General features: G+C 72.4%; 12 protein-coding genes. 9 read left to right on the top strand and 3 right to left on the bottom strand.

Going from position 1 to position 17,038, the window contains the following annotated elements; all coding sequences use genetic code 11:
• Window positions 1-25 precede the first annotated feature (25 nt).
• From RCO28_RS30385 to RCO28_RS30375, 3 genes are all read right to left on the bottom strand, one after another.
• Complete coding sequence (locus RCO28_RS30385) at window positions 26-1,714, bottom strand: penicillin-binding transpeptidase domain-containing protein (RefSeq protein WP_308944632.1); 1,689 nt, start codon at window positions 1,712-1,714, stop codon at window positions 26-28.
• 415 nt (window positions 1,715-2,129) lie between these two features.
• Window positions 2,130-3,746 carry a penicillin-binding transpeptidase domain-containing protein gene (locus tag RCO28_RS30380; RefSeq protein WP_308944515.1) on the bottom strand — a complete coding sequence of 539 codons (1,617 nt, stop codon included), beginning with the start codon at window positions 3,744-3,746 and terminating at the stop codon, window positions 2,130-2,132.
• Window positions 3,747-3,863: 117 nt separating this feature from the next.
• A complete protein-coding gene (locus tag RCO28_RS30375; RefSeq protein ID WP_308944514.1) occupies window positions 3,864-5,666 on the bottom strand; it encodes a phospholipid carrier-dependent glycosyltransferase in 1,803 nt (600 codons plus the stop codon).
• Window positions 5,667-5,777: 111 nt separating this feature from the next.
• Here RCO28_RS30375 and rsmI point away from each other — a divergent pair, with 111 nt between their 5' ends.
• From rsmI to RCO28_RS30330, 9 genes are all read left to right on the top strand, one after another.
• Complete coding sequence (gene rsmI / locus RCO28_RS30370; protein ID WP_308944513.1) at window positions 5,778-6,656, top strand: 16S rRNA (cytidine(1402)-2'-O)-methyltransferase; 879 nt, start codon at window positions 5,778-5,780, stop codon at window positions 6,654-6,656.
• 167 nt (window positions 6,657-6,823) lie between these two features.
• Entirely contained in the window at window positions 6,824-7,264 is a 441-nt protein-coding gene (locus RCO28_RS30365; RefSeq protein ID WP_308944512.1) for a hypothetical protein, read from the top strand.
• 9 nt (window positions 7,265-7,273) lie between these two features.
• Window positions 7,274-8,191 carry a TatD family hydrolase gene (locus tag RCO28_RS30360; protein WP_308944511.1) on the top strand — a complete coding sequence of 306 codons (918 nt, stop codon included), beginning with the start codon at window positions 7,274-7,276 and terminating at the stop codon, window positions 8,189-8,191.
• A gap of 131 nt (window positions 8,192-8,322) precedes the next feature.
• Window positions 8,323-9,555, top strand: a complete 1,233-nt coding sequence (locus tag RCO28_RS30355) for a ubiquitin-like domain-containing protein (RefSeq protein ID WP_374991284.1) — start codon at window positions 8,323-8,325, stop codon at window positions 9,553-9,555.
• Between the two features lie 56 nt (window positions 9,556-9,611).
• The gene (gene rsmA / locus RCO28_RS30350) at window positions 9,612-10,478 is read left to right on the top strand and encodes a 16S rRNA (adenine(1518)-N(6)/adenine(1519)-N(6))-dimethyltransferase RsmA (RefSeq protein WP_308944509.1); all 867 of its coding nucleotides are present in this window, start codon (window positions 9,612-9,614) and stop codon (window positions 10,476-10,478) included.
• Window positions 10,475-11,380, top strand: coding sequence for a 4-(cytidine 5'-diphospho)-2-C-methyl-D-erythritol kinase (locus RCO28_RS30345; protein ID WP_308944508.1), 906 nt, complete (start codon window positions 10,475-10,477; stop codon window positions 11,378-11,380). Before rsmA ends, RCO28_RS30345 begins: the two co-directional genes overlap by 4 nt.
• 115 nt (window positions 11,381-11,495) lie before the next feature.
• A complete protein-coding gene (locus RCO28_RS30340) occupies window positions 11,496-12,839 on the top strand; it encodes an acyltransferase (protein WP_308944507.1) in 1,344 nt (447 codons plus the stop codon).
• Between the two features lie 218 nt (window positions 12,840-13,057).
• The gene (locus tag RCO28_RS30335; protein WP_308944506.1) at window positions 13,058-14,869 is read left to right on the top strand and encodes an ABC-F family ATP-binding cassette domain-containing protein; all 1,812 of its coding nucleotides are present in this window, start codon (window positions 13,058-13,060) and stop codon (window positions 14,867-14,869) included.
• A 367-nt stretch (window positions 14,870-15,236) separates the two neighbouring features.
• Window positions 15,237-16,985, top strand: a complete 1,749-nt coding sequence (locus tag RCO28_RS30330) for a PQQ-binding-like beta-propeller repeat protein (RefSeq protein ID WP_308944505.1) — start codon at window positions 15,237-15,239, stop codon at window positions 16,983-16,985.
• Window positions 16,986-17,038 lie beyond the last annotated feature (53 nt).

The following is a 17,038-nucleotide window of genomic DNA, read 5'->3' as shown; positions in this document are numbered from 1 at the left end:
GCGACCACGAATCAGTCCGTAGGACTCACGCCCCGCCCCGCAGCACCGCCGCCACCAGCGGGCCCGCCGAGGAACCGCCGCGGCCGCCCTCCTGGATGACCGCCGCCGACGCGAGGTCGCCGCGCCAGGCGGTGAACCAGCCGTTGGGCTTCTTCTGCCCGTCGACCTCGGCCGAGCCGGTCTTGCCGCCGATGTCGGGGCCGAGCCCGGACATCGCCTCGGCGGCCGAGCCGGACGTGGCGGTGTAGGTGAGGAGCTCCTTCAGCTGGGCCTGCGCGGAGGCGTCCAGCTTCCGCGGAGCCGTCGCGAGCGTGCGGTCGTCCACGTCGGGGGAGACGAGGTACGGCTGGCGGAACGTGCCCGTCTTGGCCGTCGCGATGAACGACGCCACGTTCAGCGGGTTCATCCGCACCCCGCCCTGACCGATCAGCGAGGCGGCCATCTGCGCGTCGGACTGCACCGGCACCCTGCCGTCGAACGTCGAGACGCCGCTGGTCCAGTCGCCCTTGCCGAGCCCGAAGACCTCCTGGGCCTGCTTGGTCAGATCGTTGTCCTTGAGCTTCTTCGCCTGCGAGATGAAGGCCGTGTTGCAGGACGCCGCGAAGCTGGAGCGGAACGTGCCGTTCTTGATCTCGAACTTCTCGACGTTCTGGAACTTCCAGCCGCCGTACGTCTCGTACTTGGGGCACGGGTGCGGCTTGTCGATGCCCGCGAGGCCCTTCTCCAGGAGCATCGACGCGGACACGATCTTGAACGTGGAGCCGGGCGCGAGCGAGCCCTGCAGCGCGACGTTCATCCCCGACGTGTTGGAGTTGGCGGCCGCGAGCACCTCGCCCGTGGACGGCTTGAGCACCACGACGGAGGCGCGCTGCCGCTTGGCCACCTCCGCCTCGGCGTTGGCCTGCGCCTTCGCGCTGATCGTGGTCTCGACGGTGCCCGGGGTGCCCTTGCTGAGCGTGAGCAGCGTCTTGTCGGGCAGCGCCTTGTCGTCGGAGTCCGACGTGCCCGCGCCCTTCTGAGCCGCCTCGGAGTCCTTGCGCACGATGCGGAGCTCGACGCCCGGCTCGCCGCCCGCCTTGTCGCCGTACTTCTCACGCAGCGAGTCCAGGACCGTGCCGAGCGAGGGGTACTTCTGCGTGGTCAGCTCCGTACCGTCCCGGTCCACGGCCTTGATCGGCGGCTTCCCGGACTCGTCGGCGCGCAGCGAGTCGCCCTCGCGCAGGTCCGGGTGGACCACGGACGGCTGCCAGCGCACGACGGGCTCGCCGCTCTTCTCGTCGCGCACGACGGTCAGTTCGGACTCGTAGGCGAAGGGCTTGCTGGTTCCCTCGTACGAGGCAACGGCCGACACCGAGAACGGCACCTTCTGGCCCGACGCCTTGCCCGGCTCCAGCTTCACCTCGGTGAGATGGGCGTCCTTGCGGTACGAGGCCAGGGCGGCGCGGGCGGCCTTGGCGTCGTCGGTCTGCGCGGCCGCCGCGGCGGCGTCGCCCTTGGCCCACGCGGTGAGGAACTCCGCGCCGGTGGACCGGACTTCGGCGGCGCTCGGCGGGCCCTGCTCCTTCTTCGGCTCACCGGCGGCGGTCCTGTCGCTGCCCTGGGTGCCGTCGTTCTCGCTTCCGCCGCCGGTCAGGGCGTACGCGGTGAAGCCCGCACCGGCCGCGACCGCGACCACGGCGGCCCCGATCAGGGCGATCTTGGCCTCCTTGCGCATCCCGCTCCTGGAGCCCACTGCTCCGGTGCCGTGCCCGCCCTCGGGTTCCATGCGCTCTCTCCTGCCCACAGCTGCTCGTTCCGCGGATGCCCGCGCTTGCCGGTTCCTGCTCGCGGATGCCCGCGCCTTCCGGTTCTCTCTTCGCGGACGCCCGCGCTTGCCGGTTCCTGCTCGCGGATGCCCGCGCCTTCCGGTTCTCTCTTCGCGGATGCCCGCGCTTGCCGGTTCTTGCTTCGCGGACGCCCGCGCCTTCCGGTTCTTGCTTCGCGGATGCCCGCGCCTTCCGACCGGACCTGCCGGATGGGCACCCTATAGGCCGTAAGTGACGACGCTCACCGGCCGGGTCGCCCGGCCCGCACCACTCCTGGTCAGCCGCCTGCCGCTGCCGCTCCGTACGGGGACGGACCCGCGGCTCTCAGCCGCCCGCCCGCAGCACCTCCGCGACGATCGGCCCGGCGACGTCCCCGCCGTGCCCGCCCTTCTGCACCATCGCGGCGGCGGCCACGTCCCCGCGGTACGCGGTGAACGCGCTGTCGGACCGCTCCTGCCCGTCGACCTCCGCCGAGCCGGTCTTGGCGCCGATGTCCCCGCCGAGCCCCGCCATCGCGCGGGCCCCGGTGCCGCTGAGGGCGGTGCGGCGCATCATCCGGCGCAGCTGGTCGGCGGTGGAGCCGTTCAGCGGGGTGGCCGTGGCGAGCGTCCGGTCGTCGAGGGAGCGCGGCACGATCACCGGCTGCCGGAAGGCGCCCGCCTTGACGGTCGCGGCGATCGACGCCAGGTTCAGCGGGTTCAGCTGCACCTGGCCCTGGCCGAGCATCGCGGCGGCGGTGTCCGGGCCGCCGGACGCGGGCACGCTGCCGTCGAACGTGACGACCCCGGTCTTCCAGTCGGCGCCGATGCCGAAGTGGCGGCGGGCCTCGGTGCGGAGGTCGTCCACCCGCACGTCGTCGGCGAACTTCACGAACGCGGTGTTGCAGGAGCGGGCGAAGCCGTCGGAGAGCGTGCCGTTCCCGTTCGGCGCGAGGCCCCGCAGGTTGGGGAATCTCTGGGACTGCCAGACCGCCGTCTCCGGGCAGGGCGCCTTGCCGTTCTCGCTGGTCAGGCCCTTGTCGATGAGCATCGCGGCGGAGACGATCTTCATCGTGGAGCCGGGCGCCAGCTTGCCGAGGAAGGCCGCGTTGAAGCCGTCCTCGCGGTGGTTGGCGACCGCCAGGATCTCCCCGCTGCTCGGCCGGAGGGCGACCACCGACGCATCGGCGTACCGCGCGACCGCCTGCTCCGCCGCCGCCTGCACCTTCGCGCTGAGCGTCGTGCGCAGCTCGCCGGGGCGGCCCTCGGCGAGGGTGAGGAGGGTGTCGTTGGCCGTGGACTCGCCCGCCCGCTCGACCCACAGCTCCACGCCCGGGGTCCCGCCCGCCCGGTCGCCGTACCGCTCGCGCAGCGTGTCCAGGATCGGCCCGAGCGAGGGGTGGTCGGCCCGCTTCAGCTCGATGCCGTCCCGGTCCACGGCCTTGATCGGCGGCTCCGGTGCCTCGCCGACCCGCAGCGCATCGCCCTCGCGCAGCTCCGGGTGGACCACGGACGGCTTCCAGTCGACCAGGGCCCGGCCCGAGCGCTCGCCGCGCACGATCCTCAACTCCGAGTCGTAGCGCAGCTTCTCGCTGTGCTTCTCGTGACGGACCGTGGCCGTCACGGAGAACGGCACGGTCCTGCCCTTCGGCGTGCCCGCCTTCACCTGCACCCGCTCGAACCCGGCGTCCGAGGCGAGCGCGTCGAGCGTGCGGGACGCCTCCTGCGTGAAGTCCGTGTGCGACGCGGCCTGTTCGGCGTCCCCCTCCGCCCACGCCGTCAGGAACGCCTCGGCCGTCTCGCGCACCTCCGCACGGTCCGGCGGCCCGCTCCTCACGGCCGCCTTCCCGTCCCCGGACCCGCCGCCCGCATCGCCGACCAGTACGTACGCCCCGTACCCGGCGGTCCCCACCATCGCGGCGAACACCCCGCCGACCAGCGCGAGTTTGGCCCCTCCACGCATCGTGCCCCTCCCCAGGGTTCCTTGAACGTGTTCAAGAATGAGGGGAGCGTACGGCGCCCATGCGGGCGGACAGGGCGCCGTTATGCGAATGGGATCAACAGGGCGTCAACGGGACGGTCATACCCACGTGTCGAACCACATCCGAGCCCGCCACGAATCCATCGGAATCGGCGTCCCGGTGTAAATCGGCCAAAAATAGATGAAGTTCCACGCGATCAGCAGGACCAGGACGCCCGAGCCGACCGCGCCCACGATGCGGCGGCGTTCCGTCGAGCCGGGCGGGCCGAGGATCGCGCCGATCATCATCGCCACGGCCAGACACAGGAACGGCACGAAGACCACGGCGTAGAAGTAGAAGATCGTCCGCTCCTGGTACGCGAACCAGGGCAGGTACCCGGCCGCGATGCCGCACAGGATCGCGCCCGCCCGCCAGTCCCTGCGGAACAGCCAGCGCCACAGCACGTACGCCACGGCGAAGCAGGCCGCCCACCACAGCAGCGGGGTGCCGAGCGCGAGGACCTCCGCCGCGCACTTCTCCGCCGCGTTCGCCGGGCAGCCGTCCACGCCGGGCGCGGGGGACTCGTAGTAGTACGAGACGGGCCTGCCGAGGACCAGCCAGCTCCACGGGTTGGAGTCGTAGGTGTGGCCGGAGGTCAGGCCGATGTGGAACTGGTAGACCTCGTACTCGTAGTGCCACAGCGAGCGCAGCCAGTCCGGCAGGAATGTCCAGCTGCCGCCCTTGCCGTCGGTGGCGGCCCAGTTCCGGAAGTAGCCGTTGTCGGTGACGATCCAGCCCGTCCACGACACGACGTACGTGCCGATCGCCACCGGCACCGTCGACACGAACGCCGGGAGCACGTCCCGCTTCAGGACCGCGAGATACGGCCGTCCGGCCCCGGCGACGCGGCGGGCGCCGACGTCCCACAGGACCGACATCAGGGCGAACGCGGCCAGGATGTAGAGGCCGTTCCACTTCGTGGCGAACGCGAGGCCCAGGCAGACCCCGGCCGCGATCCGCCAGGGCCGCCAGCCGAGCCGGGCGGTCTCCGCGATGTCCGCGTCCGGGCGGACCAACCCGTCCTCGTCCACGGGCAGTTGGGCCAGGAGCCGCGCCCGCGACCGGTCCCGGTCCACCACCAGGCAGCCGAACGCCGCCACCACGAAGAACATCAGGACCAGGTCGAGCAGCGCGGTCCGGCTCATCACGAAGTGCAGGCCGTCCACGGCGAGGAGCGCGCCTGCCAGGCAGCCGAGGAACGTCGACCGGAAGAGGCGCCGCCCGATCCGGCAGATCAGCAGCACCGACAGCGTGCCGAGCACGGCCGTCATGAACCGCCAGCCGAACGGCGTGAAGCCGTGCATCCACTCGCCGAGCCCGATGACCCACTTGCCGACCGGCGGATGCACCACGTACGCGGCGTCGGTGCCGAGCGGCACGTCCGAGCCGAGCCGGATGACCTCGTCGTTGTAGTCCTTGGGCCAGTTCACCTCGAAGCCGCGGTGCAGTAGCGCCCAGGCGTCCTTGGCGTAGTACGTCTCGTCGAATATCACCTTGTTCGGCCGGCCCAGGTTCCAGAACCGCAGGGCCCCCGCGAGCAGGGTGACGAGCAGCGGCCCGACCCAGGCGAGCAGCCGGTTCAGGGACGGGATCCGGTCGGCGCCCACCCCGAGCGCGGCCCAGACGCGGAGCCCGGGTTCGGGGTACGGCGGGACCAGCCGGGCCCGGACATCGCCGCTGGGCCGCGCCGTGTACCCGAATCGCCGCAGCCGCACCTGCCAGGCCGGCGGCCGTTCCTGATCGGCGGCTTCGGCGGCTTCGGCGGCTTCGGCGGCTTCGGCGGCTTCGGCGGCTTCGGCTGTTTCGGCGGCCGGTCCCGCTTGCGCGTCGGTGGAGTCCGTCGTGGACGCTGCACTGGTCACCGCGCCATCGTAGGGAACGCGACTGCGGGAGCACCGGGGTACCGGCCTCCCGGGCGGGCCACCACCGCATCCGCCGCGAGAGGGCTCCCGTATCCCTGCGAGGATGGGCCCGTGACAGCAGGAACGCTCGTACTCGCAGGCACCCCCATCGGCGACACCTCCGACGCCCCGCCGCGGCTCGCCGCCGAGCTGGAGACGGCGGACGTCGTCGCCGCTGAGGACACCCGGCGCCTTCGCCGCCTCACGCAGGCGCTCGGGGTGCAGCCCGGCGGGCGGATCGTGTCGTACTTCGAGGGGAACGAGGCCGCCCGTACGCCGGAGCTGGTCGAGGCGCTCGCCGGTGGGGCGCGGGTGCTGCTCGTGACCGACGCCGGGATGCCGTCCGTGTCCGACCCCGGGTACCGGCTCGTCGCCGCCGCCGTCGAGCGGGACATCCGCGTGACCGCCGTGCCGGGACCGTCCGCGGTGCTGACCGCGCTCGCGCTGTCCGGGCTCCCCGTGGACCGGTTCTGCTTCGAGGGGTTCCTGCCGCGCAAGGCGGGCGAGCGCCGCGGCCGCCTCGCCGAGGTCGCCGACGAGCGCCGCACCCTCGTCTACTTCGAGGCCCCGCACCGCCTCGACGACACCCTCGCCGCGATGGCCGAGGTCTTCGGCGCCGACCGTCGCGCGGCGGTGTGCCGCGAGCTGACCAAGACGTACGAGGAAGTGAAGCGCGGCCCGCTCGGCGAGCTCGCCGCCTGGGCCGCCGAGGGCGTACGCGGCGAGATCACCGTCGTCGTCGAGGGTGCCCCCGAGACCACCGAGGAGCTCGACGCGGACGAGCTGGTGCGGCGGGTGCGGGTGCGCGAGGAGGCGGGGGAGCGGCGCAAGGAGGCGATCGCCGCGGTGGCCGCCGACGCGGGCCTGCCCAAGCGCGAGGTGTTCGATGCCGTGGTCGCGGCAAAGAATGCGGCTCGCAGCGCGCCATCGGACGGCAAAGGACTATCGTGAAAGGCAAAGCGAAGGCCGCGCACCAGGCCTTTTCCGCATAGAGAAGGCCAAGAACGCTCCAATACTCGACAGGCCTGATGCGCTCCCCCCGGGCGGAGGCGTCCACTGGTGTCAGGGACGCAGACCCGTCCCGGTATGTGCTTGTCCGGAGGACAAGAGGAGCTGGCATGAGTGAGACCACCGGCCGCGTCGCCACGGGTATGCCGCACGAGGCCGTAGCCACCGTTCAAGAGTCGTACTCCTTCGCCTGTATGCGCTGCGGCCACGGCTGGGAGCAGTCGTACGACATCGAGCACTTCGTCGACGGCGCGGGCAGGGAATTCGTGATGTACGTGGTCGACGGCCAGCGGGTGCCGTCCCCGCTGACCCGGCCCACCTGCATGAACTGCGGTGGCCATGTCGTACGGATCATGCGGGCGGGGCAGGTGTCCTCGGTCCTCGACCTGATGCACGCGCACGACCACCGGCGGGAGGAGCCGGACGAAGCGGCGGCCCCGGAGCCCGGCGAGGACGCCGCACGGGAGCCGGAGCGCCACTGGCACCTCTCCGACCTGCTGCACCCCTTCCGGCACCACCACCAGAAGAACCGGCCGTCCGCACGTTCGTAGGATCGGGGCATGAGCCCCAAGGACGTCAAGGACGCCAAAGACGCGCCGCCGCCGCTGCCGGAACCCCTGCGGGTTCCGGTCGCGGACTCGCACACCCACCTCGACATGCAGTCGGCGACCGTCGCCGAGAGCCTCGCCGACGCCGCGTCCGTCGGCGTGACGACCGTGATCCAGGTCGGCTGCGACCTCAAGGGCTCCCGCTGGGCGGCGGACACGGCCGCCGCGTACGAGGCCGTGCACGCCACCGTCGCCCTGCACCCCAACGAGGCGCCCCGGATCGTCCTCGGCGATCCTGGGGGCACCTCCCAGCCCCCTGGGGCTGGGGGAGGCTGGTCGAGGCAGGGCGCGCGCGGGCCCGGTGGGGACGCGGCGCTCGACGAGGCGCTCGCCGAGATCGACCGGCTCGCCGCCCTCCCGCAGGTCAAGGGTGTCGGCGAGACCGGACTCGACTACTTCCGCACCGGGCCCGAGGGCAAGGAGGCGCAGGAGCGGTCGTTCCGCGCGCACATCGAGATCGCCAAGCGGCACGGCAAGGCCCTCGTCATCCACGACCGCGAGGCGCACGCCGACGTGCTGCGCGTCCTCAAGGAGGAGGGCGCCCCCGAGCGCACCGTCTTCCACTGCTACTCCGGCGACGCCGCGATGGCCCGGATCTGCGCCGAGCAGGGCTACTACATGTCCTTCGCCGGCAACGTCACCTTCAAGAACGCGGGGCCCCTGCGGGACGCCCTGGACGCGGCGCCCCTCGACCTCGTCCTGGTCGAGACCGACGCGCCCTTCCTGACGCCCGCGCCCTACCGCGGTCGGCCTAACGCGCCCTATCTCATTCCGGTCACGCTGCGGGCCATGGCCCAGGTCAAGGGCGTCGACGAGGACACCATGGCGGAGGCCGTACGCGACAACACGGCGCGCGCATTTGATTACTGACGGATAACGGGCGCGGTGCGGAAGCGTGGGGCAACGCGGCGACGCTCCGTGACCGTACGAGTGTGAAGAGTGACGGTCGGCCGTCGGCTCCGCTAGGTTCTGCTGGCCCGAAGTCAGGACCGTGGACGTCACTGGAGCGCTTCGTCGTGAACGTTGATGAATGGCGCGGCTCGACCGTCGCACCGCCGCGGGGCTCCGCCCCGGACCCCGCTCCTCAGCCGAATCCGGGCCGGGCCGCAGCCCGGCGCGCGGCCAAGCGCAAGCAGAGCGCCGAACGCCCCGAGGCCCTGAGGCGGCTGCTGCCGCAGGCCCTCGTCGTCGCCTTCCTCGCGGGCGGCACCACCGCGTTCGTCGCGAAGGACAAGGCCGTCCAGCTCTCCGTCGACGGCAAGCCGCGCACCCTGCACACCTTCGCGGACGACGTCGGCGAACTCATCGCCGACGAGGGCCTGCACGTCGGCGCCCACGACATCGTCGCGCCCGCCCCCGGCACCCCGCTGGCCAGCGGCGACGACGTCGTCGTCCGGTACGGGAGGCTCGTCCGCCTCACCCTCGACGGGGAACGCCGCCAGGTGTGGACGACGGCCGGCACCGTCGAGGGCGCGCTGCGCCAGCTCGGCGTGCGCGCGGAGGGCGCCCATCTGTCCGCCGACCGCTCGCAGCGGATCGGCCGCGGCGGCCTGGAGCTCGACGTCCGCACCGAACGCACCGTGACCGTCATGGCCGACGGCCGCGAGCGCACCATCCGCACCAACGCCGCGACCGTACGGGAGGCCGTCGCCGAGGCCGGGATCTCGCTGCACGGCCAGGACACCACGTCCGTACCGCCCGAGTCGTTCCCGCGCGACGGCCAGACCCTCACCGTCCTTCGCGTCACCGGCAGCCGGGAGGTGCGCGAGGAGCCCATCGCCTTCGACGTGCGGCGCACCGACGACGCCATGCTCTACCGCGGCACCGAGGTCGTCGAGCGCGCCGGACGGCAGGGCGCCCGCCGCGTCACGTACGAGCTGCGCACCGTGAACGGCGTGCGGCAGCGGCCGCGGCGGATCGACTCGCAGCTGGTGCGCGCCCCGCGGACCCAGCACGTGAAGGTCGGCACCCGGCCGCTGCCGACCAGCGTGCAGGGCGCCGACGGCCTCGACTGGAACGCGCTCGCGCGGTGCGAGTCCGGCGGCCGGCCCGACGCGGTGGACCCTTCGGGGACGTACGGCGGGCTCTACCAGTTCGACACCGGCACCTGGCAGAGCCTCGGCGGGACCGGCCGCCCCCAGGACGCGAGCGCGGCCGAGCAGACGTACCGCGCGAAGAAGCTGTACACGCAGCGCGGAGCGAGCCCCTGGCCGCACTGCGGGTCGCGGTTGTAGCCGCGGTTGTAGTCGCGGTTGTAAGGGCCGTTTCCGCGGCCCCTTACGCTTATGCGGTGAGCAACAGCCCCGACTCCCTCCTCGGCCCGGCCGACATCCGTGAACTGGCCGCCGCCCTTGGCGTACGCCCCACCAAGCAGCGCGGCCAGAACTTCGTCATCGACGCGAACACGGTCCGCCGGATCGTCCGCACCGCCGAGGTGCGCCCCGACGACGTGGTCGTGGAGGTCGGCCCGGGCCTCGGCTCGCTGACGCTCGCGCTCCTGGAGACCGCCGACCGGGTCACCGCCGTCGAGATCGACGACGTGCTCGCCGCCGCGCTGCCCGCCACCGTCGAGGCCCGCATGCCGGAGCGCGCCGACCGCTTCGCGCTCGTGCACTCCGACGCGATGCACGTCGACGAGCTGCCGGGCCCGGCGCCCACGGCACTCGTCGCGAACCTGCCGTACAACGTCGCGGTGCCCGTCCTCCTGCACATGCTGGCCACGTTCCCGAGCATCGACCGCACGCTCGTCATGGTGCAGGCCGAGGTCGCCGACCGCCTCGCGGCCACTCCCGGCTCGAAGGTGTACGGAGTGCCGTCCGTGAAGGCCAACTGGTACGCGGACGTCAAGCGCGCCGGAGCGATCGGCCGCAACGTCTTCTGGCCCGCGCCGAACGTCGACAGCGGCCTGGTCTCCCTGGTCCGGCGCACCGAGCCGGTCGCGACGACGGCGTCCCGCGCGGAGGTGTTCGCTGTCGTCGACGCCGCGTTCGCCCAGCGCCGCAAGACGCTGCGCGCAGCCCTTGCCGGCTGGGCCGGTTCGGCCGCGGCCGCCGAGGCCGCGCTCGTCGCCGCCGGGGTCTCCCCGCAGGCGCGCGGCGAGGCCCTCACCGTCGAGCAGTTCGCGAAGATCGCCGAGAACCGGGGAGCGGGCCAGTGAGTGTGACCGTACGCGTGCCCGCCAAGGTCAACGTCCAGCTCGCGGTGGGCGGCGCCCGCCCCGACGGCTTCCACGACCTGGCGAACGTCTTCCTGGCGGTGGGCCTGTACGACGAGGTCACGGCGACCCCGGCCGATGAGCTGCGGGTGACGTGCTCGGGCCCGGACGCCCACCAAGTCCCGCTGGACCGGGGCAACTTGGCGGCGCGCGCGGCCCTCGCCCTCGCGGAACGGCACGGTGTGGCACCCGACGTCCACCTGCACATCGCGAAGGACATCCCCGTCGCGGGCGGGATGGCGGGCGGCAGCGCCGACGCGGCGGGTGCGCTGGTGGCGTGCGACGCGCTGTGGGGGACCGGTGCCTCCCGGTACGAACTCCTCGACATCTGCGCCGAGTTGGGCAGTGACGTGCCGTTCAGCCTGGTCGGCGGGGCGGCGCTGGGTACGGGGCGGGGCGAGGTGCTGACGCCGCTGGAGGTGGGCGGCACGTTCCACTGGGTCTTCGCCCTCGCCGACGGCGGCCTCTCCACCCCCGCCGTGTACCGCGAGTTCGACCGCATGTGGGAGGGCCACGACGTCCCCGCCCCGGAGGCCTCGCCCGCGCTCATCGACGCCCTGCGCGCAGGGGACGCGGAGGCTCTCGCGGCCGTCCTCACCAACGACCTGGAGCCCGCCGCGCTCTCCCTCTTCCCCGCCCTGGAGCGGACGCTCGTGGCCGGCACGGACGGCGGCGCCCTCGCGGCCCTCGTCTCCGGCTCGGGCCCGACCACCGCGTTCCTCGCCCAGGACGCCGCGTCCGCGGAAGCCGTCGCCGAGGCCCTGCTGAAGTCGGACACCTGCCGCACGGTCCGCGTCGCCTCGGCCCCGGCACCGGGTGCGACGGTGATCGACCCGGCCGTCTAGGGCCCGCAAAGATCGGGGAGACGGGCCCTGGACGTACGGACGACTCAGGTACTCAGGCCCAGTTGAGTACCCGAGCCCTGTCGCCCTGCCCGGGCGTTTCGGGACGGTGGCGGGCATGGACTCCACCTCCGTCGCCACCGCCGCCCGACTCGCAGCGGCCACCCCGGACACCCGGGACCGCTACATCGACCTGCTGCGCGTCGCCTCGCTCGGTGCCGTCGTGCTCGGGCACTGGCTGATGGCCGCCGTGGCCACCGGCCCGGGCGGGCGGGTCGAGGTGGGCAACCTGCTGGCCGTCGTCCCCGAGCTCCAACTGCTCACCTGGGTCCTGCAGATCATGCCGGTCTTCTTCTTCGTCGGCGGCTTCGCGCACGCCCGGTCGTACCGCTCGCTGCGCGGCAGGACCGGCCCCGCACAGCTCTACTCGACGTTCCTGCGGGCGCGGTTGTCGCGGCTCCTGCGCCCCACCATCGTGTTCGTCCTCGTCTGGGGCGCGGCCGCGCTGCTCGTCCAACTCCTGGGCACGGGCGGGGGGTTGATCGACATCACGTTGCGCCTGGTCGCGCAGCCGCTGTGGTTCATCGGCATCTACCTCGCGATGGTCGCCTGCACACCGCCGCTGCTCAAGGCGCACGAGCGGTGGGGCTGGGGCGTGTTCGGCGCGCTTCTGGGCGCCGCGGGCGCCGTCGACGTCCTGCGCTTCGCCCTCGGCGTCCCGTACGTGGAGTTCCTCAACTTCGCCCTCGTCTGGCTCGCCGTGCACCAGCTGGGCTTCCTGCGCGCGGACGGCCGGCTCGCCGTCCGGGGCGTGCCCGCCGCGCTGGCCGGGTGCGGGCTCGTGGGTGCGGTGGCCCTGGTGACGTACGGGCCGTATCCGCTGTCGATGGTCGGGATGCCCGGCGAGAAGATCTCCAACATGGCCCCGCCCACGTTCGCGCTGCTCTGCCACGGGCTGTGGCTGGTCGGCGCGGTCGAGCTGGTGCGGCGGCCGGTCGGGGCGTGGCTGCGGCGGCCGCGGGTGTGGCGCGGGGTGGTCGCCGCGAGCGGCATCGCCATGACCGCCTTCCTGTGGCACCTCACGGCGATGCTCGCGGTGTACGGCGCGCTCCTCGCCCTCGGCGTCCCGCTGCCGGAGCCCGCAAGTGCGGTGTGGTGGGCGCAGGTGCCGGTGCGGGTGGTTGCGGCGGCGCTGGTCACGTCTCTGCTCGTGACCGCGTTCCGGCGCTTCGAGCGGCCGGTCCCTGTCGCGGCGACCACGGGTTCCGGGCCGCCGGCGGCCCTCGGCATCACGCTCTGCCTGCTCGGCGTCCTCGGCCTGTCGATGGTCGGCTTCGGGGGCCTGCTCGAGGGCCGGACGGCGCTGCTGATCGCGGTGGAGGTGTCGGCGCCGGGGGCGGTGGTGATGGTGCTGGTCGGGTGGGCGCTGGTGGGGCGCGGGCGTCTCACGTGCCCCCGATAGGGGCGCGGGGCTGTGACATTTGCGGCTCCGCCGCGGGGCGCGACCGGCCACGACGGCGCGGTAGCCGAACGACGGCAGAACCAGCCCGTCCGGCGCTTGAGGACGAGCCCGCAGGGCGATCGGGGGGCCTGGGGGCGGAGCCCCCGGTACCGAGCCCCGGGGGACCTGGGCGTTGCGACTACGCTGGGACGTCGATCTACCCCCGTCCCAGGAGTGAAATGGCCGTCAATCTGGTCAATGTCGAGGCAGTCAGCAAGGTGTACGGCACCCGTGCCCTGCTTGACGCGGTCTCCCTCGGCGTCTCCGAAGGGGACCGCATCGGCGTCGTCGGCCGCAACGGCGACGGCAAGACCACCCTCATCCGGATGCTCGCCAAGCTGGAGGAGGCCGACACCGGCCGCGTCACGCACAGCGGCGGCCTGCGTGCCGGCGTCCTCACGCAGCACGACTCGCTCGACCCCGAGGCCACCGTCCGGCACGAGGTCATCGGTGACATGGCCGACCACGAGTGGGCGGGCGACGCCAAGGTCAGGGACGTACTGACCGGGCTGTTCGGCGGGCTCGACCTGCCGGGCTTCGAGAAGGGGCTCGACACCGTCATCGGGCCGCTCTCCGGCGGTGAGCGCCGCCGTATCGCGCTCGCCCAGCTGCTGATCGCCGAGCAGGACCTCATCGTCCTCGACGAGCCCACCAACCACCTCGACGTGGAGGGCATCTCCTGGCTCGCCGGACATCTGCGCACCCGCCGCTCGGCGCTCGTCTGCGTCACCCACGACCGCTGGTTCCTCGACCAGGTCTGCACCCGCATGTGGGACGTGCAGCGCGGCGACGTGTACGAGTACGAGGGCGGCTACAGCGACTACGTCTTCGCGCGGGCCGAGCGCGAGCGGATCGCGGCCACCGAGGAGGCCAAGCGGCAGAACCTGATGCGCAAGGAGCTGGCCTGGCTGCGGCGCGGCGCCCCCGCCCGTACGTCCAAGCCGCGCTACCGCATCGAGGCCGCCAACGAGCTGATCGCCGATGTGCCGCCGCCGCGCGACACCTCCGAGCTGATGAAGTTCGCCAGCGCCCGGCTCGGCAAGACGGTCTTCGACCTGAAGGACGTGACCGTACAGGCGGGCCCGAAGGTGCTGCTCAAGCATCTGACCTGGCAGCTCGGCCCCGGTGACCGCATCGGCCTGGTCGGCGTGAACGGCGCGGGCAAGACCTCGCTGCTCCGTGCGCTCGCGGCGGCCGCCCGCAGCCAGGGCGAGGAGCAGCCGGTGGCGGGCGAGGTCGTGGTCGGCAAGACGGTGAAGCTGGCGTACCTCTCCCAGGAGGTCGCCGAGCTGGACCCGACCTGGCGGGTGCTGCAGGCCGTGCAGCAGGTCAAGGACCGGGTCGACCTCGGCAAGGGCCGGGAGCTGACCGCCGGCCAGCTCTGCGAGCAGTTCGGCTTCGGCAAGGAGAAGCAGTGGACGCCCGTGGGGGACCTGTCCGGTGGTGAGCGGCGGCGGCTGCAGATCCTGCGGCTGCTCATGGACGAGCCGAACGTGCTGTTCCTCGACGAGCCCACCAACGACCTCGACATCGAGACGCTGACGCAGCTGGAAGACGTGCTCGACGGCTGGCCCGGCTCGATGGTGGTCATCTCGCACGACCGGTTCTTCATCGAGCGCACCACGGACGAGGTGTTCGCCCTGCTCGGCGACGGCGCGCTGCGGATGCTGCCGCGCGGCATCGACGAGTACCTGGAGCGCAGGCACCGCATGGAGGAGGCGGCCGCCGCCTCGGCCGCCCCGGCGGCGGCGCCGGGCGCGGCGCCCGCCAAGTCCTCGGCGGACGCCCGTGCCGCGAAGAAGGAACTCCAGAAGATCGAGCGACAGTTGGACAAGATCTCCGAAAAGGAGACAAAGCTCCACGCGCAGATCGCCGAGAACGCCACGGACTTCGGCCGCGTCGCCCAGCTCGACGCCGAGCTGCGTGAACTCGACGGGGAGCGCGAGGAGTTGGAGATGCGGTGGCTGGAACTGGCCGAGGACGCCTCCTGAGCCCCTCCCGCAACGGCCCGCCCAGGGCCCGCGCAGGGCGGTAACGACGGCATCACAAGCCGGTCCTCCCTTGGGAACAAGGGGCCGACCGACGCGGCTGGATGTCAGCGGTCAGTGGTAGAAAGAACTCCCGCTCGACTAGACATTCAGGTACGGGGACAATGCCCGATTCGCTCCTTTCCGGGGGGATTTGACCAACGGAATTGCGGGGGAGGTCGGTTGGGCAGCGGGACCCGTGTGAAGAGGTACACCGCTGATGAGTCAGCCGCCCAGCCAGCCGCCGCAGCCGCCAGGTGGTGCCGGGGCACCGCAGGACCCTCAGCAGGGGATGTCCAAGGGGCCCGGTCAGCCGCCGCAGACACCTCCCGTGCCACCGGCGCCGCCGTCCGCGCCGCCCACCGCACCGCCGCCCGCGGCTCCGCCGACACCCCCCGCGGCCCCGCCCGCCGCACCTCCCGGCACCCCGCCGCCCGCACAGCCCGGGTACGGCTACCCGCAGCCCGGCCAGCCCGGCCAGCCCGCCGCCGACAACCCGTACGCCCAGGCGCAGCCCGGTCCGTACGGCCAGCCGGGGCAGCCCGGAGCGCCCGGCCAGGCGCCGTACGGATACCCGCAGCAGCCGCAGTACCCGGGCGCGCCCGCGCCCGGCATGCCCGGCGGCCCCGTCGGTCCCGGCGGCGGCTCGGGCAGCCCGTTCAAGGGCAAGCCCGCCGCCATCATCGGTGCGGCCCTCGCCGCGGTCCTCGTGATCGGCGGCGGCGTCTGGTTCGCCACCAGCGGTGACGAGGAGCCGAAGAAGAAGCAGCCCATCGCCAAGGGCGGCGACAACAAGCCGACCGACGCAGGCGAGGAGACCGCGGGCAGCCGCGACGGCGGCGAGGACGACCTCAACTCCGGCCGCAAGCCCGGCGAGGCGAAGGCCTGGGTCGCCAAGAACGACCTCGACACCCCGCGCAACGGCGCCGAGCTCATGAACATCTGGACCGTGGGCGACCACGTCATCCAGGCCGGGTACAAGGAGGTCACCGCCTTCAAGACGAGCGACGGCAGCAAGGCCTGGAGCGTCAAGCTGCCGCACGCCGTGTGCGACACCCCGCCCCGCCCCTCCGAGGACGGCATGGTCGTCGTGGCCCACAAGGACACGGACAGCCAGGAGAAGAGCAAGTGCAACCAGCTCCAGATGATCGACCTCAACACGGGTGAGAAGGGCTGGCAGAAGAAGACCGAGACGGGCGGCCTCTTCGACTCGACCGTCACGCTGGACCTGGAGATCGCCGGCGAGAACGTGATGGTGGCCCGCTCCCAGTCCGGCAGCGCGTACAGCCTGAAGGACGGCAAGGAGCAGTACACCCTGAAGAAGGACCGGGGCTGCTTCCCCAACTCCTTCGCCGCCGACGGGGATTCGGTGCTCGCCGTCGACTCCTGCCTGGCCCAGCCGGACAAGAACGAGCAGCTCAAGTCGATCGACCCGAAGACCGGCAAGGTCAAGTGGCGCTTCATGACGCCCAAGGGCTTCGAGGTGCAGAAGGTCTACTCGGTCAAGCCGCTCGTCGTCTCCCTGGTGAACCGCAGCGACAAGTCCTGGAACATCGTCGCGTTCAAGGACAACGGCAAGGTCCGCTCGCAGCTCGACGGCGGCAAGGACTCGTTCACGCAGCGCTGCGGCATGTCCATCCTGGAGAAGGAGCTGCAGAGCTGCCAGGGCATGGTCGCCACCGACGACCTCTTCTTCATGGCCACCGAGACGAAGAAGTCCGGCGACTACGACCGCAGCAACGAGATCATCGCCTTCGACCTCGACAGCGGAAAGCCCAAGTGGCGCGGGAAGACCGAGGACCCGCGCTCGCTGCTCCCGCTGTCCGCGGACGCCTCCGGCAACCTCGTCGCGTACGTCGAGCCGACCTTCGACAAGGCGGGCCAGACCGTGCGGTTCGGCCCGGACGGAGGCAAGCCGAAGGTGCTCCTGCAGCACCCGGAGACCACGGCGAGCGTCGAGAACTCCATGACCGGCATGGGACAGATGGCCTATGCGGACGGCCGGTTCTACGCCACGTCCTCGCGGCTGATGGGCCGTGACGGCGAGGAGGAGCCCCGCATGCTGTCCTTCGGCAAGTGACGCCCGGGGGCCTGCCGTTCGGATCCGGCCGATCCGCACGGCAGGCCCCCGCC

It is taken from the genome of Streptomyces sp. LHD-70 (assembly GCF_031157275.1).
In the GTDB taxonomy this organism is placed as follows: domain Bacteria; phylum Actinomycetota; class Actinomycetes; order Streptomycetales; family Streptomycetaceae; genus Streptomyces.
The sequence above is the reverse complement of the archived record's forward strand: the minus strand, read 5'-3'. Positions and strand labels throughout refer to the sequence as shown.